Here is an 18865-nt window from a genome sequence, read left to right as displayed (position 1 = left end):
TCCCTGGATAAAGACTTCCTTCCCGCCCTCATCGCGGACATACTCCGATTCTCTATCCCATTGTTAAAAATCCACATTTTTCTTTATAACCCGGTAGATAAAACAAGTAAAAATAGTTCTTGACAAGTATTTTGAAAGGTCTTAGAAGTATGCTCATGTTAAAAGTAGCGTTAAAATGTCGTGTCTGGATCGTAACGCTTTCATTGGCTGCGCTTTGTTTGTCGTCGGCGACGATTCAGTTGCATCGGCCCGGCGATTTGGGCACCGGCGGATCGAGTTCTGAAAATGTTCGCCTGACCTTCCTGCCTTCCAGCAGTTTTTCCATTGCCCTCTCTTCCGAAGAGCGCACCCGTCTTTCCGGGCCCGATTTTCTCCTGCCCATACTTCACGGACAGGGACAAACCGGCTTCGCCAGTGAATCCTATCCCTTTTATCTGGATGAAACCGCCGAGCGTGCCAAACATACAGACATCTTGTTGATTTTTGTTCGAGCCCCTCCCTTCATTTTCTCCTAGAACCTCCGTTTTAAAAGCATTTTATTCGTAGATTTTTTAAGTGCATTGGCTTGCCTTCAGTGCAACATGGAGTGATGCCGGCTTTTCACTGCAGACTTGCTGTAAGGTAAACTGTTTTCAGTGCATTGTACCTTCAGGTGATTTGATGAATAAAAAGGATTTGAAACCCATGCACACTATTGAGAACAAGCCGAATAACGAAATCAAACCAGATCATTCTCCCAAGACATACACGATAAAGGAACAGAGCATTTTCGCAGTTAAACTCTTCGTAGTTGTCGCAGCGATCATCGCATTATTGTGGTTGATCGAGAAATACACCTAAAGCATAACAAAGATCGTTACTTTTAAATTTTATATAATTTATTAAAATTACACATAAATATCTATCAACAATCAAACATCAAAATTGTTTTTCAAGAGCTTGATCGCGTGAGGCTACCCTCTGAAACGGCTTTGTATCCTTCTCCGTTAGGGAGTTTCCATCCGGAAAGGGTCTTTTTTGCCAATCTCCGCGTCAATCTGCACATTTGCTTGTGCGGCAACCACCAGGTCGCCTCCGTGCAAACGCTTGATTTCCTTGATATTGGCAAACCGGGACCCGCCGCTAAGCGGTGGGACTGAGCACGCGAAGCGTGTGAAGAAAAAATACTCATTTCCGGATTGGAAACCGGGTTGTACCGGGAAATCATTTCCGGATAGACACTAGGGAGGTCCATCCAAGGCCCCAAGCAGCGAAAAACAGGGGGTGAAGGAGCGGTTCCTTTACCCGTCGACAACAGATCTCAGGCGTCTTTAGGGTTTGCATCAATAACATATAGCGTAGCTGGCTCCGAAACCGAAGACAACCTTAGTGGCGTCAGCCGAAGAGAAGAGGACATGTGGCCATGACGGACAACACGTTGCAGGAACTTATAGAAGCCCTGCGAAAACAGGGGGTGGAAAGCGGGCAGGAGGCCTCCAGGAAGATCGTGGAGGATGCGGGAAAGGAAGCCGCTCAACTGCTCGCACGAGCCAGATCCGAAGCGGAGGGGATCCTGACCAAGGCCGCAGAGGACGCGGAGAGGCAAAAGAGACAATTGCACGCTTCCATGGAGATCGCGGCTACCCAGCTCATCAGCGATCTCAAGCGCACCATCGAAGAGAACCTCCTCGCATTCCCGGTGCAGAAGGCGCTGGCCGCCACCCTGGACGATACCGGATTTCTGAAAGAGCTCATCGCAACCTGCGTCCGGGAGTACATTAAGCAGCCGGGCCGAGCCGAGATCGATGTCCTGGTGTCGAAAGAGCAGCAAGAGAAGTTCGAAGCGTTTGCCCTCGGGTTGATCAAAACCCTGGCGGACAAGGATCCAGATCGCCTGGCCTTGAATCTCCAAAGCGGCGCGGTTTCCTTCGGCTTCATCATCGGAAAGCGCGGCGAGGCGGTCAGACTGGATTTTACGGACCAGGCGTTTCTGGAGCTTTTCCTCCGGTATCTTTCGCCCAGGTTCCGTGAATTTTTCAGGACCATTGAGACGAAGGACCTGGGCAATCGATGAAGTATTACTTTCTCGTTTCTTATCTTCCCGAGGTCCACCCGGATGACAGGAAGATTCGGGTCCGAGTCGCCGATCTCCTGGACGAAATGGACCAATTCAGCGAAGAGGATCGGCGTCAGATCGAGCTGGTCCTGCTGGCCGGCGACGTGCTGCAGATCGAACACCTGCTCTCCGGCAAGGACGTGGAAATATCCCCGCAGCTTTTTGGCCGCGGGTTCTGGAAAGAACAGATCCAATCCCCCAAAGAGGTTCTCGAGGAATTCGCCCCGGTCCTGGAACAGCTGCTTTTGGAGGGGCCCTCCCCAAAGAATCTCGGCCTCCTGTATGAAGCCTATTATGCGTACGCCATCGATAAGGCCTCCGGCGGTTTCCTGCCCGCCTATCTGCGCTTCGAAAGGGATCTGCGAAATATCATGGCGGCTGTTCGAGCCCGCAGAAAGGGGTTGCCGCCATCAGACCACCTTGTCGGAGAGGGAGAGGTGGTCGATGCGCTTGAACGGAGCACGGCGGAGGATTTCGGCCTGAGCGTCGATTATCCCTGGATCGAGCGGTTGATCGCTGCCAAAGAGCCTCAGGAAATGCAGGAAATCATGGAGCGGATCATCTGGGAAAACCTCGAGGAAATGACGGAGTCCCTGGATTTCGATTTCGACATCATCCTCGCCTACCTATTGAAACTCCAGATCCTGGAAAAGGGCCTCGCCCTGAGCGAGAAACAGGGAATGGAGATCCTGAAGCAACTGGAGGAATTCTAACATGTCGCTTGCTACCGGAAGGGTTGTGGCGGGATACGGAAACATGATTGCCGCCTCTTTCGACACGAGTGTTCGCCAGAACGAGGTCGCTTACGTCATCACTCAGGACGCCAAGCTCAAGAGCGAGGTCATCCGAGTGCGTGAGGGTGTTTGCTACATGCAGGTTTTCGAAGATACCCGAGGCGTGCGAGTAGGAGATCCGGTCGAGTACACCCGGGACCTTCTCGTCGCGGAACTCGGGCCGGGGCTGCTCGGGCAGATTTACGACGGGCTCCAGAACCCTCTCCCCGAATTGGCCCGCGAATGCGGCCTATTTCTGAAACGAGGAGTCTACCTGCCCAGCCTCGACAGAAACCGAACGTGGACCTTCACACCCGTCGCCAAAATCGGAGATACCCTGGCCGCCGGCGATGTCCTCGGAACCGTCCCCGAGGGCATCTTTACGCACAAGATCTTCGTCCCCTTCAATTTCATAGGCAGCGGGGAAGTCACCTATATCGGCGGCCAGGCCGACTGCACGGTGGACCATGTGGTTGCCCGCTTGAAGGATCCCGCCGGGACGGTGCACGAACTGACCCTGAAGCAGGAATGGCCGATCAAGATCGCCCTGCGGCATTACGAGGAGAGGTTGCCCCCCGTAGAGCCGCTCGTAACGGGCTGCCGGATCATCGATACCTTCTACCCAGTGGCCAAGGGCGGTACGGCCTGCATCCCCGGTCCGTTCGGCTCCGGCAAGACGGTCCTCCAACAGATTATTTCGCGGTATGCGGATGTCGACATCATCATTGTCGCCGCCTGTGGGGAGCGCGCCGGTGAGGTCGTCGAAACGCTCCGGGAATTTCCTCACTTGCCCGACCCTTATACGGGCAAGACGCTGATGGAAAGGACCATCATCATCTGCAACACGTCTTCCATGCCGGTAGCCGCCCGCGAAGCCTCCATCTACACGGCGATGACGCTCGGCGAATACTACCGTCAGATGGGCCTGGACGTTCTGATCCTTGCGGATTCGACTTCCCGCTGGGCGCAAGCCTTGCGTGAGATGAGCGGCCGTCTGGAGGAGATCCCGGGCGAGGAAGCCTTCCCCGCCTACCTCCAATCCCGTATCGCCGATTTCTATGAACGCGCCGCCCTAGTCCGCCTCGCCGACGGTTCTCAGGGCTCGGTCAGCGTCATTGGGACCGTGTCTCCCGCAGGTGGAAACTTCGAGGAGCCTGTCACGCAGGGGACTCTCGCCGTCGTAGGCGCCTTTCTGGGCCTTACATGGGCGAGGTCCAACGCCCGCCGTTTTCCGGCGATCGATCCTCTGATCTCCTGGTCGAAGTACCTGGAACAGATGCGGCTCACCCTGGACAAGATGGATCCTGCCTGGATCCCCAAGGTCAGGGAAGCCCAGCAACTGATCCACAACGGAAACGAGATCAAGAAGCGTATGGACGTTGTAGGTGAAGAAGGGACATCGCTGGGGGATTTCATCCTGTTCCTCAAGATGGAGCTTCTCGACGGTGTCTATCTGCAGCAGAATGCTTTCGACGCGGTCGATGCGTTCAACACCATGGAGCGGCAGGTTTATGTCTTCACCAAGGTCATCGAGATCCTGAATAAAAGGATCGACGCAAAGGACAAAGAGGATGCGAGAAACCTCTTTTTCAGGCTGACCGCCCTTTTCAGAAACTGGAACTCCTCCGAATGGCGGAGCGAGAATTTCAAACAGTTCGAGCAGGAGATCAATGTCTTTTTGGAGCGTTGAGACGTGAGAGAAATCATTACCAGGATTCGGGAAATTACCGGGAACATCGCCACCCTGAACGCCAGCGGCGTGAGCCTCGGAGAACTGGCTGTCATCGAATCCCCGGGCAAGAAGACCCTGGGTCAAGTCATCCGGGTATCCGGAGATGCTGCGACCTTGCAGGTCTTCGGGGGGACCAAGGGGCTTTCGACGGATGACAAGGTCCTTTTCTTGGGACATCCCATGCAGGTCAGGTACGGCGACTCCATGCTGGGCAGGATTTTCAGCGGCGGCGGGGTCCCCATCGACGGCGGGCCCGAACCGGTGGAGGAGGAGATCCCCATAGGCGGACCCTCCTTCAATCCGGCCAACCGGATCATCCCGACCCAGATGATCCGGACGAACATCCCCATGATCGATGTCTTCAACTCCCTGGTGGTAAGCCAGAAGCTGCCGATCTTCAGCATCCCCGGGGAGCCTTACAATCAGCTTCTGGCTCGGGTCGGGATGCAGGCGGAAGCCGATGTCATCATCCTGGGGGGCATGGGGCTCAAGTTCGACGATTTTACCTTCTTCAGACGCACCTTCGAGGAGAGCGGCGTCATGAACCGCGTGATCATGTTCATCCATCTCGCCTCGGACCCCGTCGTGGAATGCCTGCTCGTGCCGGACATGGCCCTGGCGGCAGCCGAGCGGTTTGCCGAGGCAGGCAGGCGCGTCCTGGTCCTCTTGACGGACATGACGAACTTTGCGGACTCGCTCAAGGAGATCTCCATCTCGATGGAGCAGATCCCGAGCAATCGAGGCTACCCGGGGGATCTCTACTCCCAGCTGGCCTCCCGCTACGAAAAGGCGGTGGACATGGAGGGGCTCGGCGACATCACGATCCTGGCCGTCACCACGATGCCCGGCGACGACGTGACCCATCCCGTTCCGGACAACACGGGCTATATCACGGAGGGGCAATTTTATCTCCACAACGGCGCCATCGATCCCTTCGGTTCGCTGAGCCGCCTGAAGCAGAACGTCGTTTCGAAGGTGACTCGGGAAGACCACAACGACATCATGAACACCATGATCCGGCTCTACTCCGACTCCCGCGAATCACGCAACAAAATCGCGATGGGGTTCAAGCTCTCCAGATGGGACGAGACGCTTCTGGCCTACGGCAAAGACTTCGAGACCGAACTGATGGACCTGAACGTCAATATACCGATCGAGCGGGCCCTGGACCTCTGCTGGGAGATCCTCGGGAGGCATTTCGAGCCGGTGCAGACCGGCTTGAAGGACCAACTCATCCAGAAACACTGGCCGGCAGCGGAAAAAGTGGAGAAGGCCGCCTGACGGCGGCCATCGAGGGACCATGGCGGAGAAACTCAAATACAATAAGACCGCGCTCAAGGCCCAGCGCGATGCAATGGCGAAGTATCAAAAATTCCTGCCCATTCTCCAACTGAAAAAGATGCAGTTGCAGCTCGTCATCCGGCAGATGGAGCCGGTGATCGAGGAGAAGCGGAGGATGGTCAGGGAGACAGCCGACCGTGTCTCGGCCTGGAGCCGCTACTTCACCGACCCTGCGGTGGATATCAAGGATTTTCTCGACATCGAGAAAATCGTAACCCACAGGGATAACATTGCCGGCGTGGATGTTCCCGAATTCAAGGCAGTGGTTTTCAAAGAACGGCCGTACTCGTTGTTCGCAACCCCGTTCTGGCTGGATACCGCCATTCAGGTCATGCGGCACCTGACCGCCCTCCGGGAAGAGCTTCGGCTCCTTCTCCAGAAGGAACGGCTCATCCAGGATGAACTGCGGATCACGACGCAGCGATGCAACCTCTTCGAAAAGAAGCTGATCCCTGAACTCAAAGAGAACATCCGCCGAATCAAAATCTTCCTTGGCGACGAAGAGACCGCCGCCGTGGGGCGGGCCAAGCTCGCCAAAGAGAAGATCCAGCAGAACGAGGCGCGTTAGACATGATCGTCCCCATGCGAAAGATTACATTCGTCGGCGTCGAGGCGGATAAAGAGCGGTTTTTAGAGCGTCTGCAGGAGGTTGGCGTCGTACATCTTCGTCACCCGAAGGAGGCGGCCGAACCCCAGGACCTCGTCAAAACCCTCGCCCGAGTGACTGAGGCCAGGAAGATCCTGACTTCAAAGAACGTAGGTACCACCCCCGCCGAGCCGCCCGAGCCCCTCTCAGGTCTGGCCCTTTGCTCGCAGCGCGAGACCCTGGCCCAAAGAGAAACCCTTCTCCTGGCAGAGATCGCCGCGCTGAAAAAGGAGCTGTTCCTTCAGGAGGTGTGGGGTGATTTTGACGTCCAGGAACTCGATGCCCTGCGTCAAAGCGGCCTGAACATCCAGTTTTTTCGTGTTTCCCAGAAGGTTTTCGAAACGCTGCCCCTGGAGCACATTTATCACCGGGTAGTAGGAATCAGCCGGGGTGAGGTGTGCTTCGTGACGGCCTCTTTAGGACCGGTCGTATTGCCCGTGCCCGAAGAGAAAATCCCTTCCAAGAATGTCTCCATCATTCAGAGGGAATTGGATGCCAAAACCGCCGAACTCGAGCGCATCGAATCGGAATACCGCCGGCTGGCTGCGCATCTGGAGACCCTGAAAAGGACCGAGACGGAGCTGACCGATCTGCTGGAATATCGCCGCGCCGTATTGAACGCCGGAGCAGCGCTCGATGGCAATCTCTTCACCGTATCCTGCTGGTCCCCGCTTCCAGAGGCCGAACTCATCGCAAAAATCGGGCCGTCTTTCGCCCTCCATTATTTCAGCGAAAAACCTTCCGACAACGAGCAGGTGCCTGTCCTCCTCACCAACAAACCCGCCTTCGACTCCGGCGAAGATCTGGTAAAAGTCTACTCCCACCCGAGTTATCAGGATTTCGACCCGAGCGGATTCGTTTTGTACTGCTTCGCTGTCTTTTTCGGAATGATCATCGGCGATGCGGGCTATGGCCTCACACTCCTGGCGGTCACCTTTCTTCTGCAGCGCAAATTCAAAAGTTCATCACCCTTTGCAGTCCGTTTTTTCCGTTTGATGTACTTGCTGAGCGCATCGGTGACCATTTACGGCGTCATTACCATAGGTTATTTCGGGCTACAGATCGATCGGGAAAATCCCCTATGGAAGCTTTGCCTGTTGGATGTAAGCACGAAGGAAGGCCAAAACAATGCCATGATCCTGTCGATCATCATCGGCATGATCCACATCTCGCTCTCCCACATCATTCAGTTTAAAAATACCCGCGCCTACGCCTCCCTAGGCTGGATCATCACCATCTGGGCCGGTTATTTTCTGGTGAGCGGTAAGATGCTAGGCGCCCCTGACAACCCTTTCGCCACCTACGGTACGATCATCGGCCTGGCCATCGTCTTTTTCTTCTCCTCCAAGAGCAGGAATCCCATCTTTCGGGTCCTGGAAGGGTTGAACGGACTTCTGGGTATCGTACAGGTTTTTTCGGATGTCCTCTCCTATCTGCGGCTCTTCGCCCTGGGCATTGCAACGGTTTATATGGCCCAGACGTTCAATACCCTCGCCGAGGGCATCGTCAACGGCGTGCCGTATGTCGGATGGGTGCTCGCCACTCTGGTCCTCATCGCGGGGCATTCCGTGAACCTGCTCCTCGGTGTGATGGGTGGAGTCATCCACGGGCTTCGGCTCAATTTCCTCGAATGGTACCGGTGGTGCTTTACGGGAGATGGTTTGATTTATAAACCTTTTTGTCTGAGAAAAACACAACACTAGAGAATGGGAGACAGTCAAGATGGACATTAACACGATGTTGGGGTATGTGGGATGTGCCTGCGCAATAGGGATACCGGCCTTGGGAAGCTCGATCGGCTGCGGCATTGCCGGTGCCGCCTCCCACGGAGTCATGGCTAAGGTGGAAGAAGGGCACGGCAAGTTCATCGGCATGTCGGCCGCCCCTTCCTCACAGACGATTTACGGCGTGGTTCTCATGTTCGTACTTCTCGGTAAGATCGATGCCGCTGCCGGACTCGCCCTGCTAGGTATCGGCCTGTTCTGCGGCATAGGAATCTGCATCTCGGCGATCTATCAAGGAAAGGTGGCTGCCACCGGCATCCTGGCCTCCTCCAAGAAGCCGGAGGTCTTTGGGAAATGCTTTGCCGCCGTCGGAATTGTTGAAAGCTTTGCCCTGTTCGCCATGGTTTTCGGCCTGATCATCGCCACATCCATCGGATGAAGGCCTTCGGGGCGCGGAGGGGCTCAAGGGTCCATCCCGATTCATGAACCTTTTTGCGGGCAGAGGGAAGCACATGGCTGATAAGCAGAAAATTCTCCTTACCTTTACCTTTACCGAAAAAGACGAGAAGGCCCTGGAATTTGTGCTGCGGACCTTTACCGACCGGGAGGGGGTCTCGATAACGATTTTCAGTTCGTATCCTCCCCTGCCCAGTGAAGCCCCCGATTACTCCAAGTCCCTGGGGTCCTGGCCTGCGGCCATCGGGGAGGCGATCGTACGAAACGGCATTGAAAAGCAACTCCTGGAGTACGAGCACCGCCTGGCGGAAACCAAGGACCGCCTCGTCGAGGCTGGTTTCAAGAGGGATTCAGTCGACCATATCTTCAGGGAAAGCAGTCGAGACGAGGCAGAGGAGATCGTTGAAACCGTCAAAGAAGGAAAATATGACGTCGTCGTACTGACCTTCCGGCCAAGTCACGTGTGGCGGATCTTCGCCAAGAATGTTTATCAGGCCGTCATGGAATCCTTGAAAGGTGTCGCGATCTGCATCATTACGTGAACAATGTACGTCAAGCGCTTTCCGACGAGCCTGGGCCCTCGAGGCTTCAACTCCTCTTTCGAAAGACGTTTGAGGATTTCAATGACCGATGATTCATTTTGGGGTGAAGGATAATGCCTGAAGACAAGATCACCATAGAAGCCTTTAAGATCATTACGCGGGCCATTGCAGGGGAATGGGGCAACCTCAAAGTGATGCTCCATCACATGACCCAGCTGCTCGTCGGAGCTCTCGATATCAAGGGCTGCTCGTTGCTTCTTCTCAATAGGGAGTCGAACGAGTTGGAGAGGGCTGCAAGCTTCGGCTTGAGCTTGACCTTCCTCGGGAAGGGGCCTGTCTCCGCTGAGAAAAGCGTTGCGGCCACCATGCGAGGGGAAACCATCATCATCCGAGACGTCAGCCGTGATACCCAGCTGCAGTATCCCGAGGAGACGCTGAAAGAGGGGATCGGAGCCGTTGTGTCCGTCCCCATTCCCTATCTGAACGAGATCATCGGGATCCTTCGTCTGTATCAGCGCCAGGCATGGGATATTTCGGAGCGTGATGTGGACTCGCTGCGCGTTCTGGCAGGCCTCATGGGGATCGCCATCATGCACACCCGCTATCTCAACGGGCTGCAAACCATCGGCGCCGTTCTTTGCGAATATCCTCGGGAGTGGATATCTCCGCGAGAACGCTGACACCTCGAGGAGGCTCGAACAAGGCCCCTGGCATACTTCCCGCCTCCAAAAGGGCAGTTAATTGCCGCCTGGATAAGGGGGCAATCATCGTTCCCGCTCCCTCGCTTGTGAAACCTGGATAGTCAGCATGGCTTTGGTCATGATTTTCATCGGGTTGGCTGCGTTGACACTCGGCGCGGAACTGCTGGTGCGCGGTGCGAGCGGGATGGCTCGCGCCATAGGATTGCCGCCACTCGTTATCGGTCTGACCGTCGTCGCTTATGGCACCAGCGCACCTGAGTTCGCAGTCAGCCTGAAGGCAGGGCTGGCCGGCCAGGCGGATCCGACGACGGATCGACTGCCGAATCCATCTCATCACCAACGCAAAATTCATTTCAAGGCCACCGACTTGAAGAACGTGTAGCAGAAGACCCCATCAGGCTCGGCCGTACGGTAGAGATCCCGGATTCCCTGTTCGAAGACATCCGGCTCGACGATCCCGGCCTCGATCGCTGCCTTTCGCACCCCCTCGATCATGGCCGTGAATGTCTTCCTCGTGAAGCCATCCACCAGTTGCGGTCTGCTCGAATCGACGTAGACCATCCGCGGAGAGACATGAATGGAACAGTATCCGGCTTCCTTCAAAAGGGGGTAGAGTGTTCTGCCGATCATGGCGTTGCCGCCGGCCCGGCGCTGCAATTCGACCTGGCATTGGATCGCCCGGCGCGCCGCAGCGCTGTCGGGATGGAAATAAGTCGAACCGTGGTCTCCTTCGATCACGGTGATCGTGCCGCCCCGTTTCAGATAAGTCTTCAGTATCCGCAGCGCCTCGACCGGCCGGTCGAGATGCTCCAGGACGAAGCAGACGAAAATGTGGTCAAAGGAATCCTGCTCGTGCGGCAGATGAAAAATATCGGCCTGCAGGAACCGGACATTGTCATGCCCGGCCGACATTGCTCTCTGCCTGGCCTCACAGAGGGACGAATAAGAGATATCGACAGAAGTAATCACAGCACCCGGGCTGTTTGCCGCAAGGGTGCAAGTCTGCGCCCCCACGCCGCACCCCGCTTCGAGAACGGAGTGCCCCGGGGGGTAAAACGTGTCGGAATGCAACAGCTCGATCAAGGTCGCAGCCTGATCCTGCAGACGGATATTTTCTCGAAGGTCGTAGCCGTGTACATATGCCCTGCCCATATCTTCCCTCACATGCCCGATCCTTGCCCGGCTGGAACTCGGTTGACAGGCCGTTGAAAAACCACCGTCTGCAGCGTTGTGCCCATTCCCTGTCACTGAGGCGCACTGCACTGGTACGTGCGCCTCAGTCCACGGGATTCCGGAACCCTTGCATTCAGCTGTTTTTGAACATCCTGGACACAAGGGATTTTTCAACACGTTGAGAAACATCTCCCATGTGTTCTTTTTAGCCATGATATTCCTTTTTCGTACCAAAATGGGCGGTTTAAGCCCTGAAAGTGCCTTTCCTAGAGGTCTTATTCGAATATATTCAACACATTAATCTGGTCCGACCCGATTGCTTTAGACCCGATTGCTTTACCAGAAGAAGAGTTCCCGCTTGACCTGCCTCTGCTGCACGCCGAGGCCCGCCTTCAATTCTCGGAGGACGAAGTCCTGCATCGCGAGTGGACCGCAGAGATAGTAGGAGGCGCGTTCAGGTTCGATATATTTCTTGAGGATGCCACGGTCTATGTGGCCGGTCTCAGTATATACGGGGCCCTGCCCGGGGGCCTCCTTGCCTGAGGCCTCGCGGCTGAAGACGTGGACCAGTTTGAAAAGACCCTGGGTGGCCATCCCCGCCAACTCCTCGCCGGCAATGCAATCTTTCCGGGTCTTGTTGGCCCAGATCAGGGTTGTTCGGATGTCGAGCTTCTGCAGCTGGATATGCCGAATGATGCTCAGGAAAGGGGTTATCCCGACGCCGCCTGCAATCAGGACAAGGTTCCGCTCCCGCTCCAGATCCGGCACAAACACCCCGTAAGGCCCTTCACAAAGGATGCCCGACCCCTCGCGCAGCTTGTGAAGCTTCCGCGTAAAACGGCCCGTCTGCTTGATCGTAAACGTAAGGTCGTCCGACGCCGGCGGGGCAGAGATGGTAAACGGACGCGGCTGGCTGTAGCCGTGGATCCGCTTGTAGCGGATGACGGCGAACTGACCGGGCAAACGCTGCTTGACGAGTGCGGAGCCGGCCTTAGGGGCCACCCGAAGGGTCTTCGTATCATGGGTTTCAGGCGTTGCCTTCACGAGGACACCGCTAAAAAGCTGCCTCCGGCTTCCGATATAGCGAAAACGCTGAGTTGCAGTCCACAGGAAAAACAGCAGCAGGCCTGCCCATACAAGGACATAGGGGAAGTGAAGCATATCGTCGCCCACGATGATGCTGTGGGTAAACCCCAGCGCCACGGCGGCATAGAGAAGCAGGTGCGGGATCTTCCAGAGGTGAAAGGGCAGGAAATACCGCCCCAGTTTGGCGAGTGCAGAGGTCGCGATAACCAGTGCCAGTGCGATCCTCGCGCCGGAGAGGGCCGTTTCGGTCCAGTTTTCATAGCTCAGTGTGGTCAGGAAATCCCAGCGCCAAACCCCTTCGGACACGAGCGATACCTTCAGAGTCCGCAGAAAGGCATGGAGCATCAGGAACCCCACCACCACAGGACCCATCACCTGATGCAGTCTGAGCATCCGGTCGAGGCCGAAGCGCCGTTCGATCCACCGGGGACGCGCGCCGAGACACACCATCACCACCGCCAACGACAAGCCCAGCAGCGCAAAAAGATTCCCCAGGGCACCGCAGAAGTAGCCCCAGCCATCGAAAAGCTTGTCCCACCGGTGCCACAACCATGCACCGGCAAAAACCCCCAGGGGCAACCCGCCCAAAGCCAGGATGCCGATGCGTTGCAACCCCCGTCCTGCCGGCGACTTGACACCTCTGTAATCTTCTTTTAGATCTTTCACACTGTTCCCCCTTTCCCGAACCGCCTTATCCACGGCATCACGCATCCCGGGTCCGGGCCCCGAACCGTTGCGGAGCGGGCGTATTGCCTGCATCACCTCTGAACCCGCTCTGCAGCCTGATCATCCTGCCAGCATTCCCGCCAAGATGCAACACCCGCTTTTTACCTGACCGGGCTTCCGCGCCGCCTTGACTTTAACAGGATGGTGACTAATATTGGTTAGCTTTTTATCGGTCAAATTTCACGGGACAGGTATGCCTATGTCCGGCAAAGATTATTACAAGATCCTGGGTATATCCAAAACAGCCTCCCAGGAAGAAATCAAGAAGTCCTACCGCAAATTGGCCATGAAGTACCATCCGGATCACAACGGCGGCGACCAGGCGGCGGAGGCCAGATTCAAAGACATCAGTGAGGCGTACGCCGTTCTGAGCGATCCCGAAAAGCGTCGTCAGTACGATGCATTCGGGGCGGAGGGATTCGGCAACCGCTACAGCCAGGAAGACATATTCCGGAACTTCGACTTCGGTGACATCTTCAAGGAATTCGGCTTTGCCGGAGGGGGCGGCCGAGGCGATTCCGTTTTCAGTCACCTCTTCGGAGGCGCGGGAGGTGGGGGTCGCGGTTCCCATTTTCAGAACGGGGGTGACTTCGGCGGCCGATGCGGACGGACGGCAGCCGCACCCAGGAAAGGCCAGGATGTGATCTACGAGTTGCCTCTGACCCTCGAAGAGCTCGCCCAAGGGACCACAAAAGTCATTTCTTATACGCTCCAGGGAAATCCGGAAAGCGTATCCGTCAAGATCCCGGCCGGGATCTCCGAAGGGAAAAAGCTCCGCCTCGCAGGCAAGGGGCATCCATCGCACAACGGCGGACCCCCGGGGGATCTTTACATCCAGATCAAGGCCTTGCAGCATCCCGTCTTCAGGAAAGAAGGCAACGATCTCTATGTCCGGCAGAACATCTCCTTTTCCGATGCGGTTCTCGGCACCGAGGTGGAGGTGCCGACGATCGACGGCAAAGACCTGAAGCTGAAGGTCTCCCCCGGCACCCAGGGGAATACCAAATTTCGACTGAAGGGATACGGCCTGCCTCAGATGAACGGCGGGGAACGCGGGGACGCCTATGTCGAGATCCAGATCGGCATCCCCAAGGAACTGAACGAAGAACAAGCGGCGCTGGTGCATTCCCTGGCCGCTGCAGGGCTGTAAAAAACTGATCGAGGAGGAATGTCGTCTGGATGAAAGCCCTGTGCGTCTTTTCCGGGGGCCTTGACAGCATGCTTGCCGCAGCGTTGATCAAGGACCAGGGCGTCGATGTCCTGACCTTTTTTTTTGAAACCCCTTTTTTCGGCCCGGCCAAGGCCATCGAATCGGCCCGCTCCATGGGCCTGCCTTTCAAAATCGTCGACATCACGGAACGCCATTTCGAGGTCGTCAAGCACCCCCGCCACGGCTACGGCGGCAACATGAATCCGTGCATCGACTGCCACGCCCTGATGTTCCGCATCGCGGGGGAAATGCTTGCAACAGAAGAGGCCTCTTTCGTAATCAGCGGCGAGGTCCTCGGACAGCGGCCCATGAGCCAGAACCGGCAGGCCCTGCGCGTGGTCGAAGCGGAAAGCGACCTGGACGGGCTTCTCCTGCGACCTTTGTCGGCGAAGCGCCTGCCGATGAGCATCCCGGAAGAAAAGGGCTGGGTCGACCGCGAGCGGCTGGAGGATTTTCAGGGGCGGAGTCGCAAGCCGCAGATGGCGATGGCCCGCCGCTTCAATATCATGCGTTACCCGGCGCCCGGCGGCGGCTGCCTCCTGACCGAACCCGTCTTTTCGAAGCGACTGCGCGATCTCCTGGCCCACACACCGGACCCGGGATTCCACCAGATCGAACTTCTCAAGCTCGGACGGCATTTTCGGCTGGGACCCGATGCAAAGATTGCCGTCGGCCGCAACAAGGCCGAAAACGAGGCCATCGAAGCCCTTCAGAGACCGGGCGACCTCATCCTAACGGCGGTGAACGTACCGGGCCCTTCCGTCCTTCTTTCAGGCAAACCATCCGAAGACGAGTGCAAGACCGCAGCGGCTATTGCGCTGGCTTACAGCGACACCGATGGAATGGCGACCTGCTCCGTATACGTGAAAGGGGCACTGGAAACGGTTATGGTTATGGAACAGGCGCCGGTCCACCCGAAAGATATCTACCGTCACATGATGCTTTGAACCATGTTAAGACACCGGGCGGTTTTGAAGCGGCGAGGCGTCAATCCGAGCCATCGGGCGATCGAATTCTTTCCATTGTCGCATTGGGGAACCAAAAAACTCCAACGGATCGAGGAACCGGTTTGCCGGATAGGGCAACAAGACCGCTCCGCGCTTCCAAGTAGTTTGTTCCCGGTGGCATCGAGACAGAAAGGCAATCCACAGCGCCGGCAACTCAAGAGGGCATGAGGAATGAAAAGATGCTGCCCGGGAAAAGACTCCGCAGCCGATCAGGATGCCTGGAGACGTTTTCGCCATCGGCTGAGAAGGGCATCCGGTCCGAGCTGCCCAAGATGGTTTCTTGAAAGAAACGTCTGGATATCCTCACGGTTGCCCTGCGCCCACCACTTTTTCAGGACCTCTCCCGCCCCAGCCTCAAACATCCACGTCTCCCCGAACCGGCTCTGCAGTTCGGCCTCCAGGATCGCCTCCGTCATCCAGCCCAGGATGTAATCCAGGCTGTAGAACTCCGGCACGAGATCGAACAGGTGACTCTCGGGCTGATAATAAAAGCCGGTGTGCCGAAACATCAGATCGGCATAGACCCGACCGTCGGAAATATCCCCCGACTCGAACATGGCATATTCGGCCAGGAACTTGGCGGCGTAGCGGCGGAAGAAGGCCAAGTCTTTCAATGTTTTGTGGTAGGCCAGGCGCTCCGCGTCCTCCTCCGCGAGGCCGAGATACCCCCGTAGAAACTGCTGGGAAAGGCTCAGGTTCTGCAGCAGGAAGGCGAACGATTCGGACAGGCTGTAGGTGGTGGCGAGATCCCGCTCCACGATGCTGAGATCGGGTGAGGTGAAGACCGCGGAAAGGCCGTGACCCAGTTCGTGCCAGAGGGTCTCCAGATCCACCCACCCCCCCTCGGGCTTCATGAGGACATAAACCTCCTCGGGGACCTGCAGAATGAAACACATCGCCTGGGCGCTCTTGCCCCTCTCCCGTCCGAGGTCGAGCTGAAGCCCGGGGATGCCGGGCAGGGATATCTCCCAATACCCGAAAAAATCCAGGGTGGAATCGAGGGTCCGGTCAGGAAAAAGGGGATCGAACTCGGCCATCCCCAGGAGGTGGATGGCATCGAAGCGGGTGAGGCCGGCAAGCGCGCGCCCATAGCAGGCGCGGCACCAGCGGTCCATGGCGGGGAAATAGAGGTCGGCGGTTTCCTCGAGAAGCGCCTCCATCCTGCCGACATAGGGGGCGTAATCGAGGCCCTTCTTACTGCTGCAGTAATCCCGGTAGTCCGCAAAACCCAAGTCCTCCCGGAGGGTCTCCAGCATGATGCTCCAGTAGTTCAGGGCGAAGGGCCTCAGGAACTTGCAGAGCGGCCCGGTCTCCTTCTGCAGGATCAGACGCTGCTCCAGGGTGCTCGCCTTCTGGCACCACGGGATGATGTCGCCAAAGTAGATCTTCCGGCCGTCCACATGCGCCGATGCACCCCGCATCCAGGTGCGCATCTCCGTTTCGTGCGGTAACAGGATGTTTTGAAGGTAGTGGTCGATCAGGGCGTGCCGAAGGCGCGTCCTGTCGCCGTCGGCAGCCATGGCATCGATGGCGCGGAGGGTTTCGAGGCTCAAGAACCGTTCGTAGCCGGCATAGATCTCGTGCGCCTTGAAGGGCGGCTCGATCCCTTTCCAAAGGGCGAGCGCCTCGAGGTTCCATCGGTAATTGAGATGATGCAGGGTGTTTTCGAGATTTGCACGGCTCGTTTTCATGCTTACGCCCATGCGGGCGACCCTCTCCGGCCGGAACTCAGCACATTCAACGGCCTCGATGCCTCGGAAGGCGAGTCCTGCAAACCGCTAATCGATTGCATCGGCCGGGCAGTGCGTAATGCACGTCATGCATTTGATGCACTTGTCCTTGTGAATGAAGGCCGTCTCCTTCTTTTTCCAGGTAATCGCCTGCACCGGGCAGTTCCGGAAACAGAGACCGCATTTGATGCAGGCATCCGGATTGACCTCGAACTTCATAAGGGCCGGACAGCGCTTCGCCGGGCAGCGCTTCTCGTAGATATGCGCCTCGTATTCGTCCCGGAAATACCGCAGGGTCGAGAGCACCGGGTTCGGCCCGGTCTGGCCGAGCCCGCAGAGGGCGGAATCCTTGATGGTCCGGCTCAGGCTCTCGAGGCTCTCGATGTCCCCCGGCTCCCCCTTACCCTGCGTGATCCTTTCCAGGATCTCGAGCATGCGTTTGGTCCCCTCGCGGCAGGGCGTGCACTTCCCGCAGGATTCATCCTGGATGAAATCCATGAAGAACCGGGCCATGTCCACCATGCAGGTCTGATCGTCCATCACGATCATCCCGCCGGAGCCCATGATGGCCCCGACCTTGGCAATCGATTCGAAATCCACCGACACATCGAGCAATTCCTCCGGAATGCAGCCGCCCGAAGGGCCGCCCAGTTGGACCGCCTTGAATTTCCGCTTCCGGGGGATCCCCCCGCCGATATCGAAGATGATGGTCCGGAGGGTCGTCCCCATCGGAACCTCCACCAGACCGATATTGTTGACGTCGCCTGTCAGGGCGAAGACCTTGGTGCCTTTGCTCGATTCGGTCCCGATGCCGGCATACCAGGCCGCGCCGTTGTTGATGATCTGGGCGATGTTCGCGTAGGTCTCGACGTTGTTGAGCACCGTGGGCTTCTTCCAGAGCCCCTGCTGAGCCGGAAACGGCGGCCTTGGCCGCGGCATGCCGCGCCGGCCCTCGATCGAATTCATCAAGGCGGTTTCCTCTCCGCAGACGAATGCGCCGGCACCCTGATAGATTTCGAGATCGAATCCAAAGCCGCTGCCCAGGATATTCTCGCCGAGGAAGCCGTGCCGCCGCGCCTGTTCGATCGCAATCTCCATCCTGTGCAGGGCCAGCGGGTATTCGGCACGGCAGTAAATGTATCCGCTCCGGGCCCCGACCGCCTTTGCGGCGATGATCATACCCTCCAGCACGGCATGGGGATCGGCCTCGAGGATGCTCCGGTCCATGAATGCACCGGGATCCCCCTCGTCGGCGTTGCACAAGACATATTTGGTCTCACCCGTGGCCTTGCACGCAAACTCCCACTTGAGGCCGGTTGGGAACCCGGCGCCTCCTCGGCCCCTGAGCCCTGATTGTTTGACCTCCGCGATGATGGCCTCCGAGGTCATCTCGAGGAGGGCCTTCCTGAGCGCAACGTACCCCCCGTGTGCGACGTAATCTTCGATGTTCTCCGGGTCGAGCGCCCCGCGGTTGCGCAGAACGATCAGCGTCTGCCGGGCATAGAAAGGAATATCGTTCATCCTCGGGATACGCTCGCGCGAGGTCGGCTCTTCGTAGAACAGCTTCTCGACCGGACGCTTATTCAGAAAATGCTCCTCGACAAGGAGGGGAATATCGTCCACCTTCAGTTTCTGATAAAAAATCCCCTCGGGCTGCACCACCATGACCGGGCCCTGCGCACAAAACCCGTTGCACCCTGTTTCGGTCACGCGGATCTCTTTTTCGAGCCCGTGCCGGGCGATCTCCTGCAGCAGGACCTTTTTGACTTCCCGGCTTCCCGACGCATGGCAACCCGTGCCCCCGCAGAGAAACACTTCGGTTCGAAATGGTTGCATCCTGGGACCTCCTCATGTCTAGGGAAAAAACGCAGACCGGCTCCATACCTGCCTGCCGTGCAAACATTGGTCAGAAGGCTTGGAAGA

The 18865-nt window shown here is 57.2% G+C and carries 18 protein-coding genes; 14 read left to right on the top strand and 4 right to left on the bottom strand.

Annotated features, from left to right (window positions below; translation table 11 throughout):
- The first annotated feature begins 155 nt into the window (after positions 1-155).
- The 12 genes from ACZ500_RS24825 (at position 156) to ACZ500_RS24770 (ending at position 10392) form a co-directional block, all read left to right on the top strand.
- On the top strand, positions 156-515 hold the full coding sequence (locus ACZ500_RS24825) for a hypothetical protein (RefSeq protein WP_464230117.1): 360 nt from the start codon (positions 156-158) through the stop codon (positions 513-515).
- Positions 516-971: 456 nt separating this feature from the next.
- The gene (locus ACZ500_RS24820) at positions 972-1139 is read left to right on the top strand and encodes a hypothetical protein (protein WP_464230116.1); all 168 of its coding nucleotides are present in this window, start codon (positions 972-974) and stop codon (positions 1137-1139) included.
- A 263-nt stretch (positions 1140-1402) separates the two neighbouring features.
- Positions 1403-2053: a hypothetical protein gene (locus tag ACZ500_RS24815; RefSeq protein ID WP_464230115.1), complete on the top strand. Its 651-nt coding sequence runs from the start codon at positions 1403-1405 to the stop codon at positions 2051-2053.
- Complete coding sequence (locus ACZ500_RS24810) at positions 2050-2808, top strand: DUF2764 family protein (RefSeq protein WP_464230114.1); 759 nt, start codon at positions 2050-2052, stop codon at positions 2806-2808. Before ACZ500_RS24815 ends, ACZ500_RS24810 begins: the two co-directional genes overlap by 4 nt.
- A gap of 1 nt (position 2809) precedes the next feature.
- On the top strand, positions 2810-4558 hold the full coding sequence (locus ACZ500_RS24805; protein WP_464230113.1) for a V-type ATP synthase subunit A: 1749 nt from the start codon (positions 2810-2812) through the stop codon (positions 4556-4558).
- 3 nt (positions 4559-4561) lie between these two features.
- Positions 4562-5881: a V-type ATP synthase subunit B gene (locus tag ACZ500_RS24800; RefSeq protein ID WP_464230112.1), complete on the top strand. Its 1320-nt coding sequence runs from the start codon at positions 4562-4564 to the stop codon at positions 5879-5881.
- A gap of 19 nt (positions 5882-5900) precedes the next feature.
- Positions 5901-6509: a V-type ATP synthase subunit D gene (locus tag ACZ500_RS24795; protein WP_464230111.1), complete on the top strand. Its 609-nt coding sequence runs from the start codon at positions 5901-5903 to the stop codon at positions 6507-6509.
- Positions 6510-6523: 14 nt separating this feature from the next.
- Positions 6524-8290, top strand: coding sequence for a V-type ATP synthase subunit I (locus tag ACZ500_RS24790; protein ID WP_464230110.1), 1767 nt, complete (start codon positions 6524-6526; stop codon positions 8288-8290).
- A 19-nt stretch (positions 8291-8309) separates the two neighbouring features.
- Positions 8310-8750, top strand: coding sequence for an ATP synthase subunit C (locus ACZ500_RS24785; protein WP_464230109.1), 441 nt, complete (start codon positions 8310-8312; stop codon positions 8748-8750).
- A 73-nt stretch (positions 8751-8823) separates the two neighbouring features.
- A complete protein-coding gene (locus ACZ500_RS24780) occupies positions 8824-9309 on the top strand; it encodes a universal stress protein (protein WP_464230108.1) in 486 nt (161 codons plus the stop codon).
- A gap of 113 nt (positions 9310-9422) precedes the next feature.
- Positions 9423-9989 carry a GAF domain-containing protein gene (locus ACZ500_RS24775; RefSeq protein ID WP_464230107.1) on the top strand — a complete coding sequence of 189 codons (567 nt, stop codon included), beginning with the start codon at positions 9423-9425 and terminating at the stop codon, positions 9987-9989.
- Between the two features lie 127 nt (positions 9990-10116).
- Entirely contained in the window at positions 10117-10392 is a 276-nt protein-coding gene (locus ACZ500_RS24770; RefSeq protein ID WP_464230106.1) for a hypothetical protein, read from the top strand.
- Here ACZ500_RS24770 and ACZ500_RS24765 read toward each other — a convergent pair.
- Positions 10359-11162: a methyltransferase domain-containing protein gene (locus ACZ500_RS24765; RefSeq protein ID WP_464230105.1), complete on the bottom strand. Its 804-nt coding sequence runs from the start codon at positions 11160-11162 to the stop codon at positions 10359-10361. The genes ACZ500_RS24770 and ACZ500_RS24765 overlap by 34 nt on opposite strands.
- 357 nt (positions 11163-11519) lie before the next feature.
- Positions 11520-12935 (bottom strand): ferredoxin reductase family protein, encoded by a 1416-nt coding sequence (locus ACZ500_RS24760; protein WP_464230104.1) that lies wholly within the window; start codon positions 12933-12935, stop codon positions 11520-11522.
- Between the two features lie 259 nt (positions 12936-13194).
- Here ACZ500_RS24760 and ACZ500_RS24755 point away from each other — a divergent pair, with 259 nt between their 5' ends.
- Positions 13195-14145 (top strand): DnaJ C-terminal domain-containing protein, encoded by a 951-nt coding sequence (locus ACZ500_RS24755; RefSeq protein WP_464230103.1) that lies wholly within the window; start codon positions 13195-13197, stop codon positions 14143-14145.
- A 29-nt stretch (positions 14146-14174) separates the two neighbouring features.
- Positions 14175-15152: a tRNA 4-thiouridine(8) synthase ThiI gene (locus tag ACZ500_RS24750; RefSeq protein ID WP_464230102.1), complete on the top strand. Its 978-nt coding sequence runs from the start codon at positions 14175-14177 to the stop codon at positions 15150-15152.
- A 269-nt stretch (positions 15153-15421) separates the two neighbouring features.
- On the opposite strand, the gene ACZ500_RS24745 is transcribed toward ACZ500_RS24750, so the two are convergent.
- Positions 15422-16903, bottom strand: a complete 1482-nt coding sequence (locus ACZ500_RS24745; protein ID WP_464230101.1) for a gluzincin family metallopeptidase — start codon at positions 16901-16903, stop codon at positions 15422-15424.
- 87 nt (positions 16904-16990) lie between these two features.
- Positions 16991-18778 (bottom strand): NADH-quinone oxidoreductase subunit NuoF, encoded by a 1788-nt coding sequence (gene nuoF / locus ACZ500_RS24740; RefSeq protein WP_464230100.1) that lies wholly within the window; start codon positions 18776-18778, stop codon positions 16991-16993.
- Positions 18779-18865: the final 87 nt, after the last annotated feature.

Source organism: Desulfatiglans parachlorophenolica, assembly GCF_055394735.1.
The sequence above is the reverse complement of the archived record's forward strand: the minus strand, read 5'-3'. Positions and strand labels throughout refer to the sequence as shown.